The 16,240-nt window shown below is 71.2% G+C and carries 24 protein-coding genes; 17 read left to right on the top strand and 7 right to left on the bottom strand.

Going from position 1 to position 16,240, the window contains the following annotated elements:
- Complete coding sequence (locus tag AB3M83_RS03680) at positions 1 to 600, top strand: hypothetical protein (RefSeq protein ID WP_412945219.1); 600 nt, start codon at positions 1 to 3, stop codon at positions 598 to 600.
- A gap of 92 nt (positions 601 to 692) precedes the next feature.
- Positions 693 to 1,358 (top strand): alpha/beta fold hydrolase, encoded by a 666-nt coding sequence (locus AB3M83_RS03685; protein WP_412945973.1) that lies wholly within the window; start codon positions 693 to 695, stop codon positions 1,356 to 1,358.
- A gap of 62 nt (positions 1,359 to 1,420) precedes the next feature.
- Here the strand turns inward: AB3M83_RS03685 and AB3M83_RS03690 are convergent, their stop codons facing one another.
- Both AB3M83_RS03690 and AB3M83_RS03695 read right to left on the bottom strand, forming a co-directional pair.
- Entirely contained in the window at positions 1,421 to 2,296 is an 876-nt protein-coding gene (locus AB3M83_RS03690) for a manganese catalase (protein WP_412945221.1), read from the bottom strand.
- 202 nt (positions 2,297 to 2,498) lie between these two features.
- On the bottom strand, positions 2,499 to 2,693 hold the full coding sequence (locus AB3M83_RS03695; protein WP_412945222.1) for a hypothetical protein: 195 nt from the start codon (positions 2,691 to 2,693) through the stop codon (positions 2,499 to 2,501).
- Between the two features lie 425 nt (positions 2,694 to 3,118).
- Between AB3M83_RS03695 and AB3M83_RS03700 the strand changes: the two genes are divergently transcribed.
- From AB3M83_RS03700 to AB3M83_RS03715, 4 genes are all read left to right on the top strand, one after another.
- Positions 3,119 to 3,406: a hypothetical protein gene (locus tag AB3M83_RS03700; protein WP_412945223.1), complete on the top strand. Its 288-nt coding sequence runs from the start codon at positions 3,119 to 3,121 to the stop codon at positions 3,404 to 3,406.
- Between the two features lie 98 nt (positions 3,407 to 3,504).
- On the top strand, positions 3,505 to 3,831 hold the full coding sequence (locus AB3M83_RS03705; protein ID WP_412945225.1) for a hypothetical protein: 327 nt from the start codon (positions 3,505 to 3,507) through the stop codon (positions 3,829 to 3,831).
- A gap of 67 nt (positions 3,832 to 3,898) precedes the next feature.
- A complete protein-coding gene (locus AB3M83_RS03710; protein WP_412945227.1) occupies positions 3,899 to 4,231 on the top strand; it encodes a hypothetical protein in 333 nt (110 codons plus the stop codon).
- A gap of 43 nt (positions 4,232 to 4,274) precedes the next feature.
- Positions 4,275 to 4,517, top strand: a complete 243-nt coding sequence (locus AB3M83_RS03715; protein WP_412945229.1) for a hypothetical protein — start codon at positions 4,275 to 4,277, stop codon at positions 4,515 to 4,517.
- On the opposite strand, the gene AB3M83_RS03720 is transcribed toward AB3M83_RS03715, so the two are convergent.
- Positions 4,504 to 4,833: a DUF7882 family protein gene (locus AB3M83_RS03720; protein ID WP_412945231.1), complete on the bottom strand. Its 330-nt coding sequence runs from the start codon at positions 4,831 to 4,833 to the stop codon at positions 4,504 to 4,506. The two genes, AB3M83_RS03715 and AB3M83_RS03720, sit on opposite strands and share 14 nt — an antisense overlap.
- A 58-nt stretch (positions 4,834 to 4,891) precedes the next feature.
- On the opposite strand from AB3M83_RS03720, the gene AB3M83_RS03725 reads away from it, so the two are divergent.
- Complete coding sequence (locus AB3M83_RS03725) at positions 4,892 to 5,215, top strand: DUF7882 family protein (protein WP_412945233.1); 324 nt, start codon at positions 4,892 to 4,894, stop codon at positions 5,213 to 5,215.
- Positions 5,199 to 5,678 (top strand): CinA family protein, encoded by a 480-nt coding sequence (locus AB3M83_RS03730; RefSeq protein ID WP_412945234.1) that lies wholly within the window; start codon positions 5,199 to 5,201, stop codon positions 5,676 to 5,678. The genes AB3M83_RS03725 and AB3M83_RS03730 overlap by 17 nt, the downstream gene beginning before the upstream one ends.
- Positions 5,679 to 5,903: 225 nt before the next feature.
- Here the strand turns inward: AB3M83_RS03730 and AB3M83_RS03735 are convergent, their stop codons facing one another.
- Together AB3M83_RS03735 and AB3M83_RS03740 are read right to left on the bottom strand one after the other, a co-directional pair.
- The gene (locus AB3M83_RS03735; protein ID WP_412945236.1) at positions 5,904 to 6,257 is read right to left on the bottom strand and encodes a DUF7882 family protein; all 354 of its coding nucleotides are present in this window, start codon (positions 6,255 to 6,257) and stop codon (positions 5,904 to 5,906) included.
- Between the two features lie 46 nt (positions 6,258 to 6,303).
- Positions 6,304 to 6,459, bottom strand: coding sequence for a hypothetical protein (locus AB3M83_RS03740; protein ID WP_412945238.1), 156 nt, complete (start codon positions 6,457 to 6,459; stop codon positions 6,304 to 6,306).
- A 118-nt stretch (positions 6,460 to 6,577) separates the two neighbouring features.
- On the opposite strand from AB3M83_RS03740, the gene AB3M83_RS03745 reads away from it, so the two are divergent.
- Positions 6,578 to 6,820 carry a hypothetical protein gene (locus AB3M83_RS03745; RefSeq protein ID WP_412945241.1) on the top strand — a complete coding sequence of 81 codons (243 nt, stop codon included), beginning with the start codon at positions 6,578 to 6,580 and terminating at the stop codon, positions 6,818 to 6,820.
- 1 nt (position 6,821) lies between these two features.
- Positions 6,822 to 7,328, top strand: a complete 507-nt coding sequence (locus AB3M83_RS03750) for a MarR family winged helix-turn-helix transcriptional regulator (RefSeq protein ID WP_412945242.1) — start codon at positions 6,822 to 6,824, stop codon at positions 7,326 to 7,328.
- Positions 7,329 to 7,354: 26 nt separating this feature from the next.
- Here the strand turns inward: AB3M83_RS03750 and AB3M83_RS03755 are convergent, their stop codons facing one another.
- A complete protein-coding gene (locus AB3M83_RS03755; RefSeq protein ID WP_412945243.1) occupies positions 7,355 to 7,918 on the bottom strand; it encodes a flavin reductase family protein in 564 nt (187 codons plus the stop codon).
- Positions 7,919 to 8,155: 237 nt separating this feature from the next.
- On the opposite strand from AB3M83_RS03755, the gene AB3M83_RS03760 reads away from it, so the two are divergent.
- The 3 genes from AB3M83_RS03760 to AB3M83_RS03770 are packed head-to-tail and all read left to right on the top strand — an operon-like array spanning position 8,156 to position 11,305.
- Positions 8,156 to 9,139, top strand: coding sequence for a pyridoxal-phosphate dependent enzyme (locus AB3M83_RS03760; protein ID WP_412945244.1), 984 nt, complete (start codon positions 8,156 to 8,158; stop codon positions 9,137 to 9,139).
- On the top strand, positions 9,136 to 10,293 hold the full coding sequence (locus AB3M83_RS03765; RefSeq protein WP_412945245.1) for a cystathionine gamma-synthase: 1,158 nt from the start codon (positions 9,136 to 9,138) through the stop codon (positions 10,291 to 10,293). Before AB3M83_RS03760 ends, AB3M83_RS03765 begins: the two co-directional genes overlap by 4 nt.
- A gap of 28 nt (positions 10,294 to 10,321) precedes the next feature.
- Positions 10,322 to 11,305: a Gfo/Idh/MocA family protein gene (locus AB3M83_RS03770; protein ID WP_412945246.1), complete on the top strand. Its 984-nt coding sequence runs from the start codon at positions 10,322 to 10,324 to the stop codon at positions 11,303 to 11,305.
- Positions 11,306 to 11,311: 6 nt separating this feature from the next.
- Here AB3M83_RS03770 and AB3M83_RS03775 read toward each other — a convergent pair whose 3' ends face one another.
- Complete coding sequence (locus AB3M83_RS03775; RefSeq protein WP_412945248.1) at positions 11,312 to 11,896, bottom strand: DnaJ family domain-containing protein; 585 nt, start codon at positions 11,894 to 11,896, stop codon at positions 11,312 to 11,314.
- 93 nt (positions 11,897 to 11,989) lie between these two features.
- Between AB3M83_RS03775 and AB3M83_RS03780 the strand changes: the two genes are divergently transcribed.
- Genes AB3M83_RS03780 through AB3M83_RS03795 form a run of 4 tightly spaced genes read left to right on the top strand, consistent with a single transcriptional unit; the run spans position 11,990 to position 16,195 of the window.
- On the top strand, positions 11,990 to 12,604 hold the full coding sequence (locus tag AB3M83_RS03780; protein ID WP_412945250.1) for a PadR family transcriptional regulator: 615 nt from the start codon (positions 11,990 to 11,992) through the stop codon (positions 12,602 to 12,604).
- Positions 12,601 to 13,335 carry an ABC transporter ATP-binding protein gene (locus AB3M83_RS03785; RefSeq protein WP_412945252.1) on the top strand — a complete coding sequence of 245 codons (735 nt, stop codon included), beginning with the start codon at positions 12,601 to 12,603 and terminating at the stop codon, positions 13,333 to 13,335. Before AB3M83_RS03780 ends, AB3M83_RS03785 begins: the two co-directional genes overlap by 4 nt.
- Positions 13,332 to 15,857, top strand: a complete 2,526-nt coding sequence (locus tag AB3M83_RS03790) for an FtsX-like permease family protein (protein WP_412945254.1) — start codon at positions 13,332 to 13,334, stop codon at positions 15,855 to 15,857. Before AB3M83_RS03785 ends, AB3M83_RS03790 begins: the two co-directional genes overlap by 4 nt.
- On the top strand, positions 15,854 to 16,195 hold the full coding sequence (locus AB3M83_RS03795) for an ABC transporter permease family protein (protein ID WP_412945255.1): 342 nt from the start codon (positions 15,854 to 15,856) through the stop codon (positions 16,193 to 16,195). Before AB3M83_RS03790 ends, AB3M83_RS03795 begins: the two co-directional genes overlap by 4 nt.
- Positions 16,196 to 16,240: the final 45 nt, after the last annotated feature.

Below are 16,240 nucleotides of genomic sequence, written 5' to 3' on the forward strand. Positions count from 1 at the left end.
ATGCCGTACACCGCACACAAGCCCGGACCGACCCCCGACCCCGACGCGCTGCGCGCCCGCATCCCCGGCTGGGGCGCCGACCTCGATCCGAGCGACCGCCCCGCGTTCCCCCGCGAGCAGCCCGGCATCGAGACCGGCGCGCACTGGGACCTCCCCGAGCAGCAGCCGGGAGGCCAGGGCCGCGAGCGTTCGGTGGAGCACAACCGGCTCACGCCGGTGTTCGGCACGGCCCAGCCGCTGCACGGGGTCGCCGGCGCGATCCGTCGGCTCGCCTACGCGCGCTACAGCGAAGGCCAGACACCGCACTGGATGCTCCTCATCCTCGGTGACCGCGTCGAATCGGCCGGCGCCCATCTGCGCTCGTTCGTCAGCAGCCGGCCCGACGACCCGATCACGCAGTCCGGCGTCCTCGGCGAACGCGGGCGCGGCCCGGTCTCGTCGCGGTTCGGCCGAGGCCGGGCGGACCTGAACCACACCTGGATCGATCCCCTCCTGATCGTGGGCCCCTGGGTGGTGTCGGCGGTCGTGGCCGTCAAGCTGGGGCGAGCGCTGTTCCTGCCCGCGTCGAAGCGTCGGGCCGTCCCGGCGCCGCGCCGCTGAGCGGCCCGGCGGGCGAGCGCGTCCGGCGGCTGCGCGTCGGCGACCTCGTCTACCGCGTCCGCGAGTCGGGCGATGCGCTGCCCGGTCCGCCGATCGTCCTCGTGCACGGAATCGGGATGTCCTCGCGGTACTTCCGCAATCTGTCCCGTCGGCTCCGAGGCCATCGCCGTGTCGTCTGCGTGGACCTGCCGGGGCACGGCGGACTGCGGCGTCCCGGTCGGGACGTCGACGTGGCCGCCATGGCCCGCGGCCTTGCCGTCGTGCTCGAGCGGACGGACGCCGCGGGCTGCGTCGTCGTCGGGCACTCCATGGGTGCGCAGTGGGTGGTCGAGACGGCGCTCATCGCCCCGGACCTCGTCGCGCGCGTCGTCGCGATCGGCCCCGTCACCGATGACGCGCACCGCACCGTCCCGGCTCAGGCCGCCGCCCTCGCGATGGACAGCCTCCGAGAGCCGCCCCGCGTCAACGCCGTCGTCTTCAGTGACTACGTCCGCTGCGGCATCCGCTGGTATCTCACGCAGCTCCGGCACATGATGGCGTACCCGCTCGAAGGCCGCGTCGCGCGGCTGTCGCAGCCGCTCCTCGTGCTGCGGGGAGCGCGCGACCCGATCGCCGGCACCCGCTGGTGCCGCGCCCTCGCGGCGAGTGCGCGCGACGGGCGTTTCGTGGAGATCCCCGGCGCCGCGCACGTCGCGCAGGCGACCCGGACCGATGCCGTCGCGGCACAGCTGCTCGCGCTGGTCCCCGCGGAGCGCTGAACGCGCGGGATGCCGGGGGAGTGAGGGATGCCGGGAACCAGGCCCGGCATCCCGTCACGCCGTCAGGACAGCTTGTCGCGGATGACCCCCTCCGCCTTGTCGACGATGTTCGGCTTCGCATCCGTGCCGTACAGGCGGGGGTCCGGCTGCGTCGGCGGAGGCATCGGCACCGACGTGTCGGGTCCGTCGAGGTAGGTGAACTCGCCCTTGCCGTCCGGCGTCGGGCCGCTCGCCCACGACCCTTCCGCGGCCGCGGCGCCGTCGGAGAAGTTGATGTACTTGTACGAGTGCTCGCGCGCCTCGTTCGAGAGCGGGAAGTTCAGGGGCACCGGCAGATCCTCGACGCCCTCCTCGCGGAGCTCCTGGATGGCGCGGGTCCACTGGTTCTGATGCATGGTGTCCCGCGCGAGCAGGAACGAGAGCATCTCCCGGACACCGTGGTCATCGGTCATGTTGTAGAGCCGCGCGACCTGGACGCGCCCCTGCATCTCGGCGTTCGCGTTGGCGGTGAAGTCCGCCATCAGGTTGCCGCTCGCGGTGATGTAAGAGCCCTGCCACGGGTTGCCGTTGCTGTCGACCGGACGCGCACCCGCGCCGGCGACGATCGCGGACTGCACGTCCATGCCGCCCATGACGGCGCCCAGGACGGGATCCGATGCCGCGGCCGCCTCGCTCTGCTCGATCGGGGCCTTCTCCAGCAGCTGGGCGATCATGATCGCCAGCATCTCGACGTGGCCGAACTCCTCTGCGCCGATGCCGTAGAGCAGGTCCCGGTACTTGCCCGGGATGTGGGCGTTCCACGCCTGGAAGCCGTACTGCATGGCGACGGTGATCTCGCCGTACTGGCCGCCCAGCACCTCCTGCAGCCGCCTCGCGAAGAGCGCGTCGGGCTTGTCGGGGGTCGAGGTGAACTGCAGTTCCTGGCGGTGAAAGAACATTCTGTCTCCTGTCCGTGATGCGCGGCCCGAAGGACGATGTGGGAGAGCATCGCCGCCGCACAGCGACGCTAAACAGGTGGAGGGCCGCACAGTGCGGGCCTTGACGAATGCCCGACGGCGTGACACTGCGGCATCCGTCCGGGCGAAGACGAAGGCCGTGCATCCCGAGGGGATGCACGGCCTTCGTTCGGTGGAGCGGGACTCAGTCCTCGTCGCGCCGGTGGAGCACGGCGCTGGAATCAGCGGAATCCGCGTCGACGCCCGGCTCGACGTTCTCGATGGGGACGCTGTCGTCGCCGTCGGCCGCGTCGGACACCGCTTCGATGGGGTCCTCGTCGGGAAGGTCGCCGCCGGGGATGGGCTTGTCCGAGCCCGGGATGTCGCCTCGATCGGTCATGATCGGCTCCTCTCGCTTGTCCCTCCGACCGTAGGCCGGGGCCGTTCCCGCACGCGAGGGGTTGACACGGTCCGGCGCCCGGCGCGCTCGCCGGCCGGACAAGGATGAGGCCCCGGCGATAAGCCCGATCGCCGGGGCCTTTCATAGACGCGGGAGAAGAGAAGTGACCCGAACACCTTCCGTCTCGACCGATCCGCCTACGTTCCTTGCACGCACCAATGTACGGCGGTCGGAGTCGGTGGCTCGGGGGCATTGACTCCGCGCTGGGCGGTCTGGTACACGGCGCCGGATGCGGAACAAGGGCCGCGTCGGCTGTCAAGGGCCTCCGCGGATGACGCCGTCGGCCGCATCCTGCCGCCGTGAGCATAGCTCGCCCGGTGGCTCGAAGAAGAGCTGCCCTGCTCGACCCCTCACTGGAGGATGCCATGCCTGCTGACCCTGTTCACATACTCCGGCTGCAGCCGATCGGACCCCGCGCATGGCGTCTCTGCGACGCCGCGGTGGCCGACTCCGACGCCGACACCGTGGTCGCGTACGTCGAACGTCATGACGACGAGTACGAGGCGACCTGGGTCCGCGGAGGAGGCGGATACGCGCGGTTCGAGTCGGTCGAGGACCTGATCGCGGCTGCGGACCGCCACCTCGCGGCGTGCGCGTCGCGGCGCGGGAAGCCCATACCGATCCCGCACCTCCCGCCGCTCGCGACCATGTGAAGTACCCCTCCGCGAACTGAGTGTCAAGGACGTCGCCAGCCGGGGGCGGAAGCCCGCATGCTGGGGTGACACCGCCGATGCCCGACCGAGGAGCGCTCATGAGTCGTATAGAGGTCTCCTACGGCGGACAGTCCTACTCGATCGGCGATCGGACGCTGGCCGAAGTCCACGAGGAGATCCGGCGGGGCGTCCTGGCCGGGCATCACTGGCTGCAGGTGAACGAGGGCGGCGGCCAGCCGCGACCCGCGTTCCTGTCCATCACGCCTGGGGTGCCCATCGCGATCATCCCGCAGGCGGAGCCGCGCGATCCTCCCCCGGACCCGCAGCCGTTCGAAGAGGACGACGACATGGACGCGGCGAGCCCGGGATCGGGCGCCGGGGTATGGCGCGGGCCGACCATCCACGCCGAGCGGCGGAACGGCTGACTATACGTCGACGCGGTCGGAGGTCAAGACCCTGCCCGTCGGCCGGACGCCGCGCGACACTGGGATCATGACGAACACCCCGGATGCCGCGAACGACGAGACCACCTCCGCCGGCCGCCCCGGCGACCACTACGGCCAGGATGGCGGTTCGGACGCGATCTCGGTGAGCGACTCGCAATCGGATCACGCCGGCGAGTCGACGCAGGACCGCCCCGGCATGTCGCAGAACGATGCCGACGCCTCGCAGAAGATCGAGGGCGTCCTCGTGCAGACTCGCGCGGACATCGCGGGTCACGACGACGTGGACGGGCCGAAGATGCTCGCCGAGCGCCTCGAGCAGGCCGGCATCAGCATGTCCTCCGACGAGTTCGACGCCGTGGCGGCTCGGCTGCGCGGCTGAGCAGCCGGCTCGAAACGGCGCTCGCAGCGACGGAGGCGACCCGGTGAAGCGGATCGAGATCAACTACGGCGGAGAGCTGTACAGCGTCGGAGAGCGGACGGTCGAGGAGATCACGGCGGAGATCCGCACCGCGATCGAATCCGGACACGGCTGGATCCAGGTCAACAACGGCGAAGGGGCGCCACGCCCCGCACGGCTGCTCGTGACTGCGGGCGTCCCGATCGCGCTGATCCCGATACCGGATACCGCGTCGACCGACGACCACGTGCCCTTCAGTCCGAGCTGACGTCGGGGTCCTCGACCTCGAGCAGGCGAGGCGAGAGCTGGATCCCTCCCGACGAGTTCGCCGAGGTCGCGAGCTCCTCGATCCACTGCCGATCCAGCTCGGGGGCGACCGGCTCGTCGAAGACGAATCGCAGCGGGATCGAGGGGTGCAGCCAGATGGTGGTGCGCCCCCGCGGGGAGTCGTCCGGATGCCGCCACGACACGGTGAAGCTCTCCGAGCGCCGCAGCTTGGTCGCGATGACGATCTTGAGGTGTGCCAGGGCACGGTCCTCGATGCGGATGGGCATCGCCGAGCCGCCGTAGTAGATCAGACCCATGGCCCCACCATAATGGGAGGATGCCGGCGACGCCGTCGTCGAGACAGAGAGGATTCCGGTGGGAAAGTTCATCTACGAGGATTCCATCAAGGTCGACTTCGAAGACCGCACTCTCGCTCACCTGCAGCAGGTGATCGGGAACAAGCTGCGCCGGGGCGAGTCGTTCCATTTCACGTGGCGTGACGACAAGAGCATCGGCGAGGGTCGGACCTCGGTCTGGCTGCATCCGCACGCGTCACTCGTCTTCAAGTACTACGGCAGCCGCCAGTCGCGCATCAACCGCGCCTGGTCCGAAGCCCTGATGTACACCGCCAACTCGCCGGCGGGGCTCCACCTGGTGCCCGAACCGGCCGACGTGGGAGAGGGTGAGGCATCTGCCTGATCTGATCGAGCGCCTCACAGAGGCCGTAGAACGCACCGGAACGACCTGCGCCGTCGTCGAGTCCCTCACCAGCGGCAAGCTCGCCGCCGAGGTGGGGCGCGGCTCCAACGCCCAGGAGTGGTTCGCCGGTGGCATCGTCGCCTACCAGACGCGCGTGAAGGAGCGGGTCCTGGGTCTCGAGCCGGGCACCGATCCGTGCTCGGCCGAGTGCGCCGAGCAGCTCGCCCGCGGCGTCAGGGACGTGCTGGGCGCGGACGTCGCCGTGTCCACGACCGGAGTCGGTGGCCCCGACCCGCAGGACGGACACGAGGCCGGCACGGTCTATCTGGGCTGGGCGACCCCCGAGGGCGCCGGCCACCGGTTGCTCGAGTTCAACGGCGATCCGGTCGAAGTGCTGGACGCCGCGGTCGCGGCGGCCCTCGGACTGCTGCTCGAGATCGTCGAGAAGACCCCCGAGACGTGACTTGCCGCAACCCGCGCTCGGCTGGGGAGAGAGCGCGTGTTGCGGCAAGCGGGGGGCCGGCGTTGGGGATCGCCGACCGAGAGGCGCGGGGACGCCTCCGGAGACCGGAGTCTCACGTGTGGGGCTGGGTTCAGACGAGCAGCGGAGCGGTGCCGAAGGTCTCGGCGAACTCGGCGGCGAGGGCGTCCTCGTAAGCATCCGCCTCGTCGAGGAGATCCGTCTCGCTCACGCAGCCACCTCGCTGCGCGCCCGCTGCGGACGAGCAGCGGAGATCTCGGGGATGTCGATGTCGGCGTCGAGGATCAGGCCGCCGTTGGACGTCGCCTGGTCTGCCATCTCGCGCAGCGTCGCCGGGTTGAGCGGCATCGCCTCGGCCTGGTCGTAGACGAAGCGGAGCGGGATGGCCGGCTGCAGCCACAGCGTCGTGCGGCCCTGTCCGTCGGCCTCGGTGCCCTTCCAGGACACGACGAAGCTCTCGCTGCGGCGGAGCTTGGTGGTCGCGACGGCCGCAAGATGGGCGAGGACGCGGTCGGGCATCACGATGGGCTCATCGACGTTTCCGTAGTACAGGCTTCCCATGGTGTTCCTCCTGGTGTGTGCGCTTGTGGCGGGGTTCGTGGGGGGGTCAGATGTGCGACGGCTGGGCCGTCGTCCGGCGCGGGCGCCGGGAGATCGCGTCGAGGAGTCCGCCTCGCCACCACTCGCGCGGAGTGGGGACGAGTGCGACGCCCAGATCCGCGAAGGGGGCGCTCACCGGTCGGTAAGTCGGGGTGGGGGTCATTGCTTCGCTCCTAAATCACTAGCTAAGTAATACATCTAGTGGTTTTCACATCTCTTGTCTATCATTGATTCTGAGAAAGCAACGAACTTTCTTAGAAACGAAGGGGTATGGTGTGGTGATGTCGATGACGATGCTCGAATCTCAGGACCGAGTGCGCGCGGGCGGCGAATCCGCGACGTGGCACGAGGTCGAGAAGGGCTTCTGGGTCGGCAACACCCCTGGCCGATTCCTCGGAACCGTGGAATCCGGCACAGCCGGCTATATCGCCCGAGATCATGCCGGTGTGCGGGTGGGGAAGTACTCGGATGCAGCGGAGGCTCGCGCTGCTCTGAGTGAGCGAGACGCCGAGCCGGGGAACTGAGATGCCTCAATCAATCGTTCGGCATGAGCACGTCCACCTCTATGCGGCAGAACCGCAGACAGAGGCCGGACGGGACCTCAGCAACGCGATCCTCGAGCTCCGCCATGCCGAGCAGGTCCAGGCGGACCGCTCGCAGCGCATCTCCGGACTCGGCGGCATCGACCTCTCCGCTCTCCGCTATCTCGTCCAGGCTCGGCGCGAGACCCGAGAGGTCAGCCCCAAGGACCTCATCGTCATGCTCGGCACGTCGAGCGCGACGGTGACGAACGTCATCGAGCGGCTGGTGGGCAAGGGATACGTCATGCGCCAGCAGCACCCGACCGATCGGCGCGCCCACTATCTCGTGCCGACCGACGCCGCCACCGCCCTCGTGGACGAGGTCTACGGCGGTCACCACGGCGCCGTCGTCTCCGTCATCGATCAGCTCGATGAGGACGAACTGGTCGTCACCGCGAAGGTGATCCGCCGCATCGCCCAGACGCTCGACGAGCTCGCGACGCGATCCTGACGGCGGCGCCGGAGGCGGCGCGGTGGTCAGAGCGCGCTGTGCGCCCCCAGCCGGTGCCACGTCCGGTTGTGGTAGACGAGCGCATCGCCGTGCTCCCCGCCGGCGACGTCCCGCTCCACGCGCGATTGCAGGGCGTGGGCGGCGACGACGGTGGAGCCGCCGGCATCCATGCGATCGATCACGGCGCAGCGCACCCAGGCGCGCACCCCCGAGTACACCGGCTCGCCCGTGACCAGGCGCGACCAGCGGTGGGCGTCGGCGAACCGGTCGATCCCGCTCGTCGCGCCCAGCTGCGCGATCTGGATGTCGTGCGCGTCGAGCAGATGCACGACGACCGTCTCGGCGCGGGCGAGGACCGCCGATGCGGACGACTGCGCCGACACCGAGAAGATGAGGAGCGGCGGTTCCGCGCTCACGGAGGACACCGAGGTCGCTGTCAGGGCGACCGGGCCGTCGCCGGCGTCGGCGGTGATGACCGCGACACCGCCCGGGTGGCCGCGGAACACGGCCTTGAACTCCTCGGCCGTGAGCGACGCGCCGAGTGATCGCGGCCGGGCGACGGGAGCAGCGGATGCGGAGGAGAAGCCCATGTCCGGCGACGATAGCGACGTTCCCCGCGCTCGGCGCCGTCCGGCGTCATGGGGCGTCACGGACACGCACCGGGAGTCATACGGGCTGCGGCGGTCGACGCGGATGCGTGCGCTCGGGTACGCTGGCTGGGTGCTGACCCGTCGTTGCTGTTGTCGCTGAGTGCCTCTCCGGCACCTCCCGCGACTCCCCTCAACGCCCGCGCCTCTGCGAGCGCGGCATCCCGTCAGGAAGAACCCGTGCGCTACGCCAACTCCATCGCCGACCTCGTCGGCAACACCCCGCTCGTCAAGCTGAACACCGTCACCGAGGGCATCTCGGCGACCGTGCTCGCGAAGGTCGAGTACTTCAACCCCGGCAGCTCCGCGAAGGACCGGATCGCCCGCAACATCATCGAGGCGGCGGAGCGGGACGGCCTGCTGCAGCCCGGCGGCACGATCGTCGAGCCGACGAGCGGCAACACCGGCGTCGGGCTGGCCCTGATCGCGCAGCAGCGCGGCTACCGGATGGTCTTCGTCGTGCCCGACAAGTTCGCCGGCGAGAAGGTCGCGGTCCTGAAGGCCTACGGGGCCGAGATCGTGATGACGCCGGCGAGCGTCCCGCCGGAGCACCCGGACTCGTACTACTCCGTCTCGGACCGTCTCGCCGCCGAGATCCCCGGCGCCTTCAAGCCGAACCAGTTCGCCAACCTGAACGGTCCGCGCGGCCATTACGAGACGACCGGACCGGAGATCTGGCGCGACACCGACGGTGCGGTCACGCACTTCGTCGCGGGCATCGGCACGGGCGGCACGATCAGCGGCACGGGCCGGTTCCTCAAGGAGGCCAGCGCCGGCGAGGTCGTCGTCGTCGGCGCCGACCCGGCCGGCTCCATCTACTCCGGTGAGATCCACAGCTACCTCGTCGAGGGAGTGGGGGAGGACTTCCTTCCCGCGACCTTCGACCCGACCGTCGTCGACGGCTACGAGCGGATCAGCGACGCCGAGTCCTTCGCGATGGCGCGCCGGCTCGCCCGCGAGGAGGGTCTGCTCGTCGGCGGCTCGTCCGGGATGGCCGTCGCCGCCGCTCTCCGCGTCGCGCGGGGCCTGCCGGCGGACGCCGTCGTGGTGGTCCTGCTGCCGGATCACGGGCGCGGATACCTCAGCAAGATCTACGACGATGCCTGGATGCAGGACCACGGCTTCGCCACGACCGACATCGACACCACCGGGAGCCACGCATGAGCGCGCAGTCCTCGGCTCGCGACTTCGCGAGCCTCGCCGTCCACGCCGGTCAGGAGTTCGACCCCGCCACCGGCGCGGTCATCCCGCCCGTGCACTTCTCCACCACCTATGCGCAGGACGGCATCGGCGGCCTGCGCGGCGGCTACGAGTACGGCCGCAGCGGCAACCCGACCCGCAACGCGCTGCAGGCGCAGCTCGCGGCGATCGAGGGCGGCGCCCACGCCGTGTCGTTCGCCTCGGGCCTCGCCGCCGAGGACGCGCTGCTGCGGGCGGTGCTCCGCCCCGGCGACGAGGTGCTGCTCGGCAACGACGTCTACGGCGGCACCTACCGCCTGATCTCGCGCGTGCTCGGCGACTGGGGCGTGACGCTCCGAGTCGTCGACATGAGCGAGCCCGATGCGGTCCGCGCGGCGCTGGCGGAGAGCACGCCGCGCATCCTGTGGGTCGAGACGCCGTCGAATCCGCTGCTGCGCATCACCGACATCGCCGGTCTCGCCGAGATGGGCCATGCCGCCGGTGCGCTCGTCGTCGTGGACAACACGTTCGCGACGCCGGCGCTGCAGCAGCCGCTGTCGCTCGGCGCGGACGTCGTCGTCCACTCGACGACCAAGTACCTCGGCGGTCACTCCGACGTGGTCGGCGGTGCGCTCGTGCTCAACGACGACGCCCTGGCGGAGAAGATCCGCTTCATCCAGTTCGCCGTCGGCGCCGTGTCCGGGCCGCTCGACGCGTGGCTCACCACCCGCGGCATCAAGACCCTGGCCGTCCGCATGCAGCGACACAGCGAGAACGGATCGGCGGTGGCGTCCTTCCTAGAATCGCACGAGCGCGTCCAGCGCGTCTACTACCCGGGCCTCGCCTCGCACCCGGGTCACGAGCTCGCGGCGCGGCAGATGTCCGGGTTCGGCGGCATCGTCTCGGTGGCTCTCGAGTCGGGTGACGCGGCGCGCCGGTTCGCCGAGGCGCTGCGCCTGTTCACGCTCGCCGAATCGCTCGGCGGAGTCGAGTCCCTCGTCAACTACCCCGACGCCATGACGCACGCGTCCGTGCGGGGGACCGAGCTCGCCGTGCCCGTCGAGGTCGTCCGCCTGTCGGTCGGCATCGAGTCCGAAGCCGACCTGCTCGCCGACATCGAGCAGGCGCTCCAGGCCTGACGCGTCATGGTCCCGCTACGGTGGGGCCATGACGCACGCACGCTGGGGGATCCTCGGAGCCGGTGACATCAGCGGGTTCTTCGCCCGCGCCCTGCCGCAGTCGGAGCTCGGCCGCCTGCACGCGGTCGGCGCCCGCGACACGGGTCGCGCGTCGGGGTTCGCCGCCGAGCACGGCGCGGAGATCGCCGGCACGTACGACGACGTCCTCAGCCGCGACGACATCGACGCGGTCTACATCGGCACGGTCCACACGACGCACGTGGAGCTGGTGCTGGCCGCGCTCGAGGCCGGCAAAGCGGTGCTGTGCGAGAAGCCGCTCGGCATCGACCCGATCGAGACGGATGCCGCCCTGTTCGCCGCCGACGAGGCCGGACTGCCGCTGATCGAGGCGTTCAAGTACCGCTTCGGACCCTTCCCCGAGCTGCTGCGCGACCTCGTGTCCGGGGGCGGCCTCGGTGAGATCACAGACATCGAGACGACGATCGGCTTCACGGCCCCCACCCGCGAGGGGCGGCTCTTCGACCCGGCGACCGCGGGCGGCGCGATCCTCGACGCCGGCTGCTACCCGGTGTCGCTGGCGGTCGGCGTCGCGGGCTGGGCGGGGCATGATCCGGGCTCCGTCCGCGTCGTCTCCGCGACCGGTGCGATCGGCGAGACGGGAGTCGACGAGTCGGCTGCTGCCGTCCTCGACCTCGACGGCATCCGCGCGCGCGTCCGCACGTCGATCGTCGCGGACCTGCCCCGCGCGGCGCGGATCGTCGGAACCGGGGGAACGCTCGAGGTGCCGAACGTGTGGGGCAGCAGGTCCGAGAGCACGGCATCCGCGATCCTGCGTCGCCCCGACGGGTCGGTCGAGCAGATCGAGACAGCGACGGTGTCGCCGATGGCGGCCGAGGCGGATGCCACGATCCTCGCCCTGCGGGACGGGCGCACCGAGGCGCCCGAGATGCCGTGGGACGAGACGCGGGCCACGGCCCGGCTGCTGGCCGACTGGCGCCGCGCGCTGGGCTGACCGGCGTCAGCGCCGCCGCCGCCACGGCCACCGCCGCGGCTCGGGCGGGGGAGGGGATGCCGACAGACGCGCCGACCGGCGCTCGCGCCACGCCGCGACCTCGGCGTCGGGGTCGCGGGTCGGAGTCACGACCGGCGGCCCGCCCTGGAGCTGCCGTCGCGCCTCGATCACGCGGCGCGTGAAGTCCTCGGTGTACTCGCGCACGTCGTCCTCACGGCTCATCCCGTCGACGTGCGCCTCGAACTCGGCATGCTCGACGCGCAGCCGCAGCGCGGGCGGACCCAGCCCGGTGAGGCGCTCCTCACGGATCTTGCGGCGGATCCACCAGTCCGGGTCGTGAGAGGCGCCGAGGTCGGTGAGCGGCTTGCCCGAGCCGGGAAGGCCGTCGAACTCGCCGCGGCGGATCGCCTGCTGGATGACCGTCTCGACGTACGCGGCGCGATCGGTGGCGGTCGGCGTGCCGCCGGAGCGGTCGGGGAGCAGGGGAGTCTCCGACGGCGGATCCGGCTCGATCTCGCCGGCGTCCTCGAGCTCGCGCTGCAGTCGATCGACCCGATAGCGGGCCGCCTCGACCCGGGGGTCTTCGGCCATTCATCCAGCGTAAAGCCGATCCGGGTTGCGTCGGCGTTGCCCGGTATGCATATACTCGGAAAACACATACTCGGTATGCAGTGAGGAGCTTCGATGTCGGTACGCCAGAGCCTGTTGGCCATCCTGGATCAGGGGCCGTGCTACGGCTATCAGCTGAGGGCGGAGTTCGACCGTCGCACCGGATCGACGTGGCCCCTCAATGTCGGTCAGATCTACAACACGCTCGACCGGCTGGAGCGGGACGGCCTCGTCGAGAAGGGCGACGTCGACGAGCAGGGCCACGTGTACTGGCAGATCACGGATGCCGGGTCGACCGAGGTCCGCGCCTGGCTCGACGCCCCCGTCGAGCGCGCGCAGGGCACCCGAGACGAGCTGGCGATCAAGCTCGCGATCGCCGCGACGCTGCCGGGGATCGACCTGTCCGCGGTGATCCAGACGCAGCGCCGCGCATCGCTGCGGCAGCTGCAGGAGCTCAACCGCGCGAAGTACGCCGGTGCCAATCCGGACGGGCCCGAGGAGCTGGCGTGGTCGCTGGTCGTGGATTCGATGATCTTCGCGGCCGAGGCGGAGGCGCGGTGGCTCGACCACACCGAGCAGCGGCTCGCCCGGCATCCGCAGCGCACGATGGGCCTGTCGCTCTCGACCGAGACGCCCCGGCGCGGCCGACCCGCGAAAGCGGACGCCGGCACGATGGAGGTCGCGACGTGAGCGCGCCGGTCCTCCACCTCGTCGGAGTGACGCAGCAGTACGGCGAGGGCGAGACCAGCATCTCCGCGCTGTCGGGTGTGGACCTGACCGTCCATCGGGGCGAGCTCGTCGCCATCATGGGCGCGTCGGGTTCGGGCAAGTCGACGCTGCTGTCCATCGCGGGCGGTCTGCAGAAGCCGACGACCGGCGAGGTGGTCGTCGAGGGGACCTACCTGTCCACGGCATCCGCTCGCGATCTGGCGCGGCTGCGGCGTCGCTCCCTGGGATTCGTGTTCCAGGACTTCAATCTCATCCCGACCCTCACGGCCCTCGAGAACGTGACGCTGCCGCTGGAGCTCGACGGCTTCCGAGCCCGGGCCGCACGCCGCGCGGGTCGGGATGCGCTCGCCTCGGTGGGGCTCGAGGACAAGCTCGCGTCGTTCCCCGACGACCTGTCGGGCGGCCAGCAGCAGCGGGTGGCGATCGCGCGCGCCGTCGTCGGCGGGCGACGGCTGATCCTCGCCGACGAGCCGACGGGCGCGCTCGACTCGGTGACGGGCGAGCAGGTCATGAGGATGCTGCGGACACGCGTCGACCAGGGCGCCGCCGGCATCCTCGTCACGCACGAGGCACGCCACGCGGCCTGGGCCGACCGGATCGTGTTCCTGCGCGACGGGCGGATCGTCGACGAGTCCCAGCGTGCCGGCGCCGATGCGCTGCTGACCGGCGCGCGAGCGGCCACGGGCCGATGACGCTCGACGTGGAGACGGTGTCGGCGGCACCACCGGCGACGGAGCCGCTCGGGCCGCGACGGATGTCGGCGCGGCTGCGCGTGGACGTGCGGCTCGCGCGGCGGCAGGTCTGGCGCACGCGGGGGTCGAGCGCGCTCGTCCTCCTCCTGGTCGCCCTGCCGGTCGCGGCGATGGTCGGTGCGGCGGTGTTCTGGCAGAGTCACGTCCCCACCCGCGCGCAGGAGGTCTCCTTCGAGCTCGGCGACATGCAGGCGCGCATCGAGATCGTCGGCGGAGTCGACCCGACCCGGTGGCAGAGCGTCGACCAGTCGTGGGACTGGGGAGTCGCGCGATTGAACGACGGAACGCCGGTGAATCCGGAATCGGCCGCTCCGGAGACGCCTGACGCGGTCATCCCGGCCGGCAGCGCCGTCTTCCCGGTGACCGAGCACGGATCGATCCGCGCCGAGACCTCGGGCGGCGTCGCACAGGTGGGAGCGACCGCGGGTCAGGTCTGGGACCCGGCGTTCGCCGGTCGCTTCCGGCTCCTCGACGGGGAGCGGCCGACGTCCGACGACGAGGCGATGGCGACGCCGGGCATGCTGGAGCGGCTCGGGGTGGCGATCGGAGACGCGGTCGTCGTCGCCGGAGCGCAGGGTGAGCCCGCCCAGAGCTTCACGATCACCGGCACCCTGCGTCGTGGCGACATGCTGTCCTCGGACCAGCAGCTGTTCCTGCCTGCCGACGCGAGCGGGCTGATCGACGGCACACGGACCTGGTTCGTGGAGGACTGGCAACCGGACGTCAGCACCCTGCAGGACATGAATGTGCAGGGGTTCGTCGTCTATGCACGCGACCTCGTGCTGGATCCGCCGGACGGCGCGCGGGTGTACGAGTATCGCAGCGACTCGCAGCAGGGCTGGGCCATGCTCGCGACCGGGTCCATCGTCGCCGTCTTCAGCGGCTACCTCGTGGTGCTCCTCGCGGGAGCGGCGTTCGCCGTCGCGGCTCGGCGGCAGCAGCGGTCCCTCGCCGTCGCTGCGAGCGTCGGCGCGTCGCGCTCGGACATCTTCCGGGTGGTGGTGCTGCAGGGCACCGTCCTCGGCGGGCTCGGCGGGATCCTCGGAGCGGGGATCGGCTTCGGATTGGCCGCGCTCGCCGCAGCCGTCACCGACCGGGGCGCCGTCAACACGTTCTGGGGGGTCTGGGGCTACAACGTGCCCTGGCCCCTGATCGTCGGCATCCTGGTGTTCGCCGTGGTCGTCGGCACGCTCTCCGCGATCGCGCCCGCGCGAGCGGCGACGCGCGGCGATGTGCTGGGCGCGCTGCGCGGAGCCCGCCGGCCGCTGCGCCTCGACACGAAGCGGCCGCTCTGGGGACTGGTCCTGATGATCGGCGGCGTGGGCGCCGCGATCGCCGGGGCGGCCGCGCTCCTCGCTCTCGACGGGGCCGAGGTCGTCGACTACGAGCATCCGCTGCGCGTTCCCGCGCAGTTCGCGATCGTCCTCGGGCCGATCGTCTTCCAGCTCGGCGTGCTCATGGCGGGCCACTGGATCATCACGGTCATCGCGCGGCTCGTGTCGCGGCTCTCGCTGCCCGCGCGGATAGCGAGCCGGGATGCCGCCGCCAACCCGTCGCGAGTGGTGCCGGCGTTCGCCGCGATCGCCGCCTGCGTGTTCCTGGCGTCCTTCGGCATGTCCGCGGTGGCGCTGAGCACCGCGGGGCAGGCGCGCACCTACTCCTGGGGGGCACCGCTCGGCGGCGCGTCGATCGGGGTCTGGGGCGAGCAGGACGGACTGGATGCCGCGATCGAGCGTGCGCGGTCGCTGGCCGACGAGGCGAAGGCCGACGACGTGATCGCCGTGTCGGCCCCCGTTCCTCCCGAGTGGGATGACGCCGCGCAGGACTACGCGGACCCCGGCGCTCCGGTCTCCTTCGTCGCGGGCCAGCCGTCGGAGGCATGCCCGTCGTGCGGCGGTGCGATGGAGCTGATGAACGGGCAGTTCTTCGTCGTATCGGCGGAAGGGGTCGAGACGCTCCTCGATCAGGACCTTCCCGACGGCGTCCTCGCGTCGTACGCCGAGGGCAGTGCGCTCGTCGCCGACCCCGACATGGCCGTCGTCACACCGGGCGGGACGCTGCAGATCACGACGTGGCGCGCCGATGCCCAGGACGCGTACTACGCGGCGATGGACTCCCTCTACAGTCGTCCCGACCTCACGCCGGCGCAGATCGACTCCGCGCTGCCGGATCCCGACGCGGTGCACACGCTGCCGGCTGTGCGTCTGGACGGCGGTCGTCCGACCGCCTACGGCGTGCTCATCGCCCCGGCGACGGCGGAGCGGCTGGCATCGACCTCGCCGTGTCGACGCTCGTCGCGACGTTCGACGAGATCCAGCCCGATGCCGTGTACGACCGCCTCGTGGCGGATGCGGAGGCCACGGACTCCGCGGAGAGCGGCGTCTGGGTCTCCATCGAACGCGGTCCGGCGCCCGCCGACCCCTGGCTCTGGCTCATCGCCGGTGCGACGGTCGTGCTCGTGATCGGTGCCGGAGCGGTCTGTCTCGGGCTCGCGAGGTTCGAGCGGCGCCCGGACGACGCGACCCTCACCGCCGTGGGCGGCAGTCGGGCGATGCGCCGCAGCATCAACGCGTGGCAGGGAGCGATCATCGTGGGCATCGGTGCGGTCGTGGGGACGATCGCCGGGCAGATCCCGATGTGGGGCATCGCGCACACCACCGCCTCCATGCGCTTCTGGGCGGACGCGCCGTGGCTCGCGCTGGGCATCCTGGCCGTCGGCCTCCCCGTCGTCGTCGCCGCCGTGTCGTGGCTGGTCGCGCCGCGCGCCCCCGACCTGACCCGGCGGACGGCCATCGCCTGACCCCGGGTTCGCGTCTTTCAGGAACTTTCCAGGTGCGGCCTGGCA

This window comes from Microbacterium pasadenense, assembly GCF_047246565.1.
Taxonomy (GTDB): domain Bacteria; phylum Actinomycetota; class Actinomycetes; order Actinomycetales; family Microbacteriaceae; genus Microbacterium.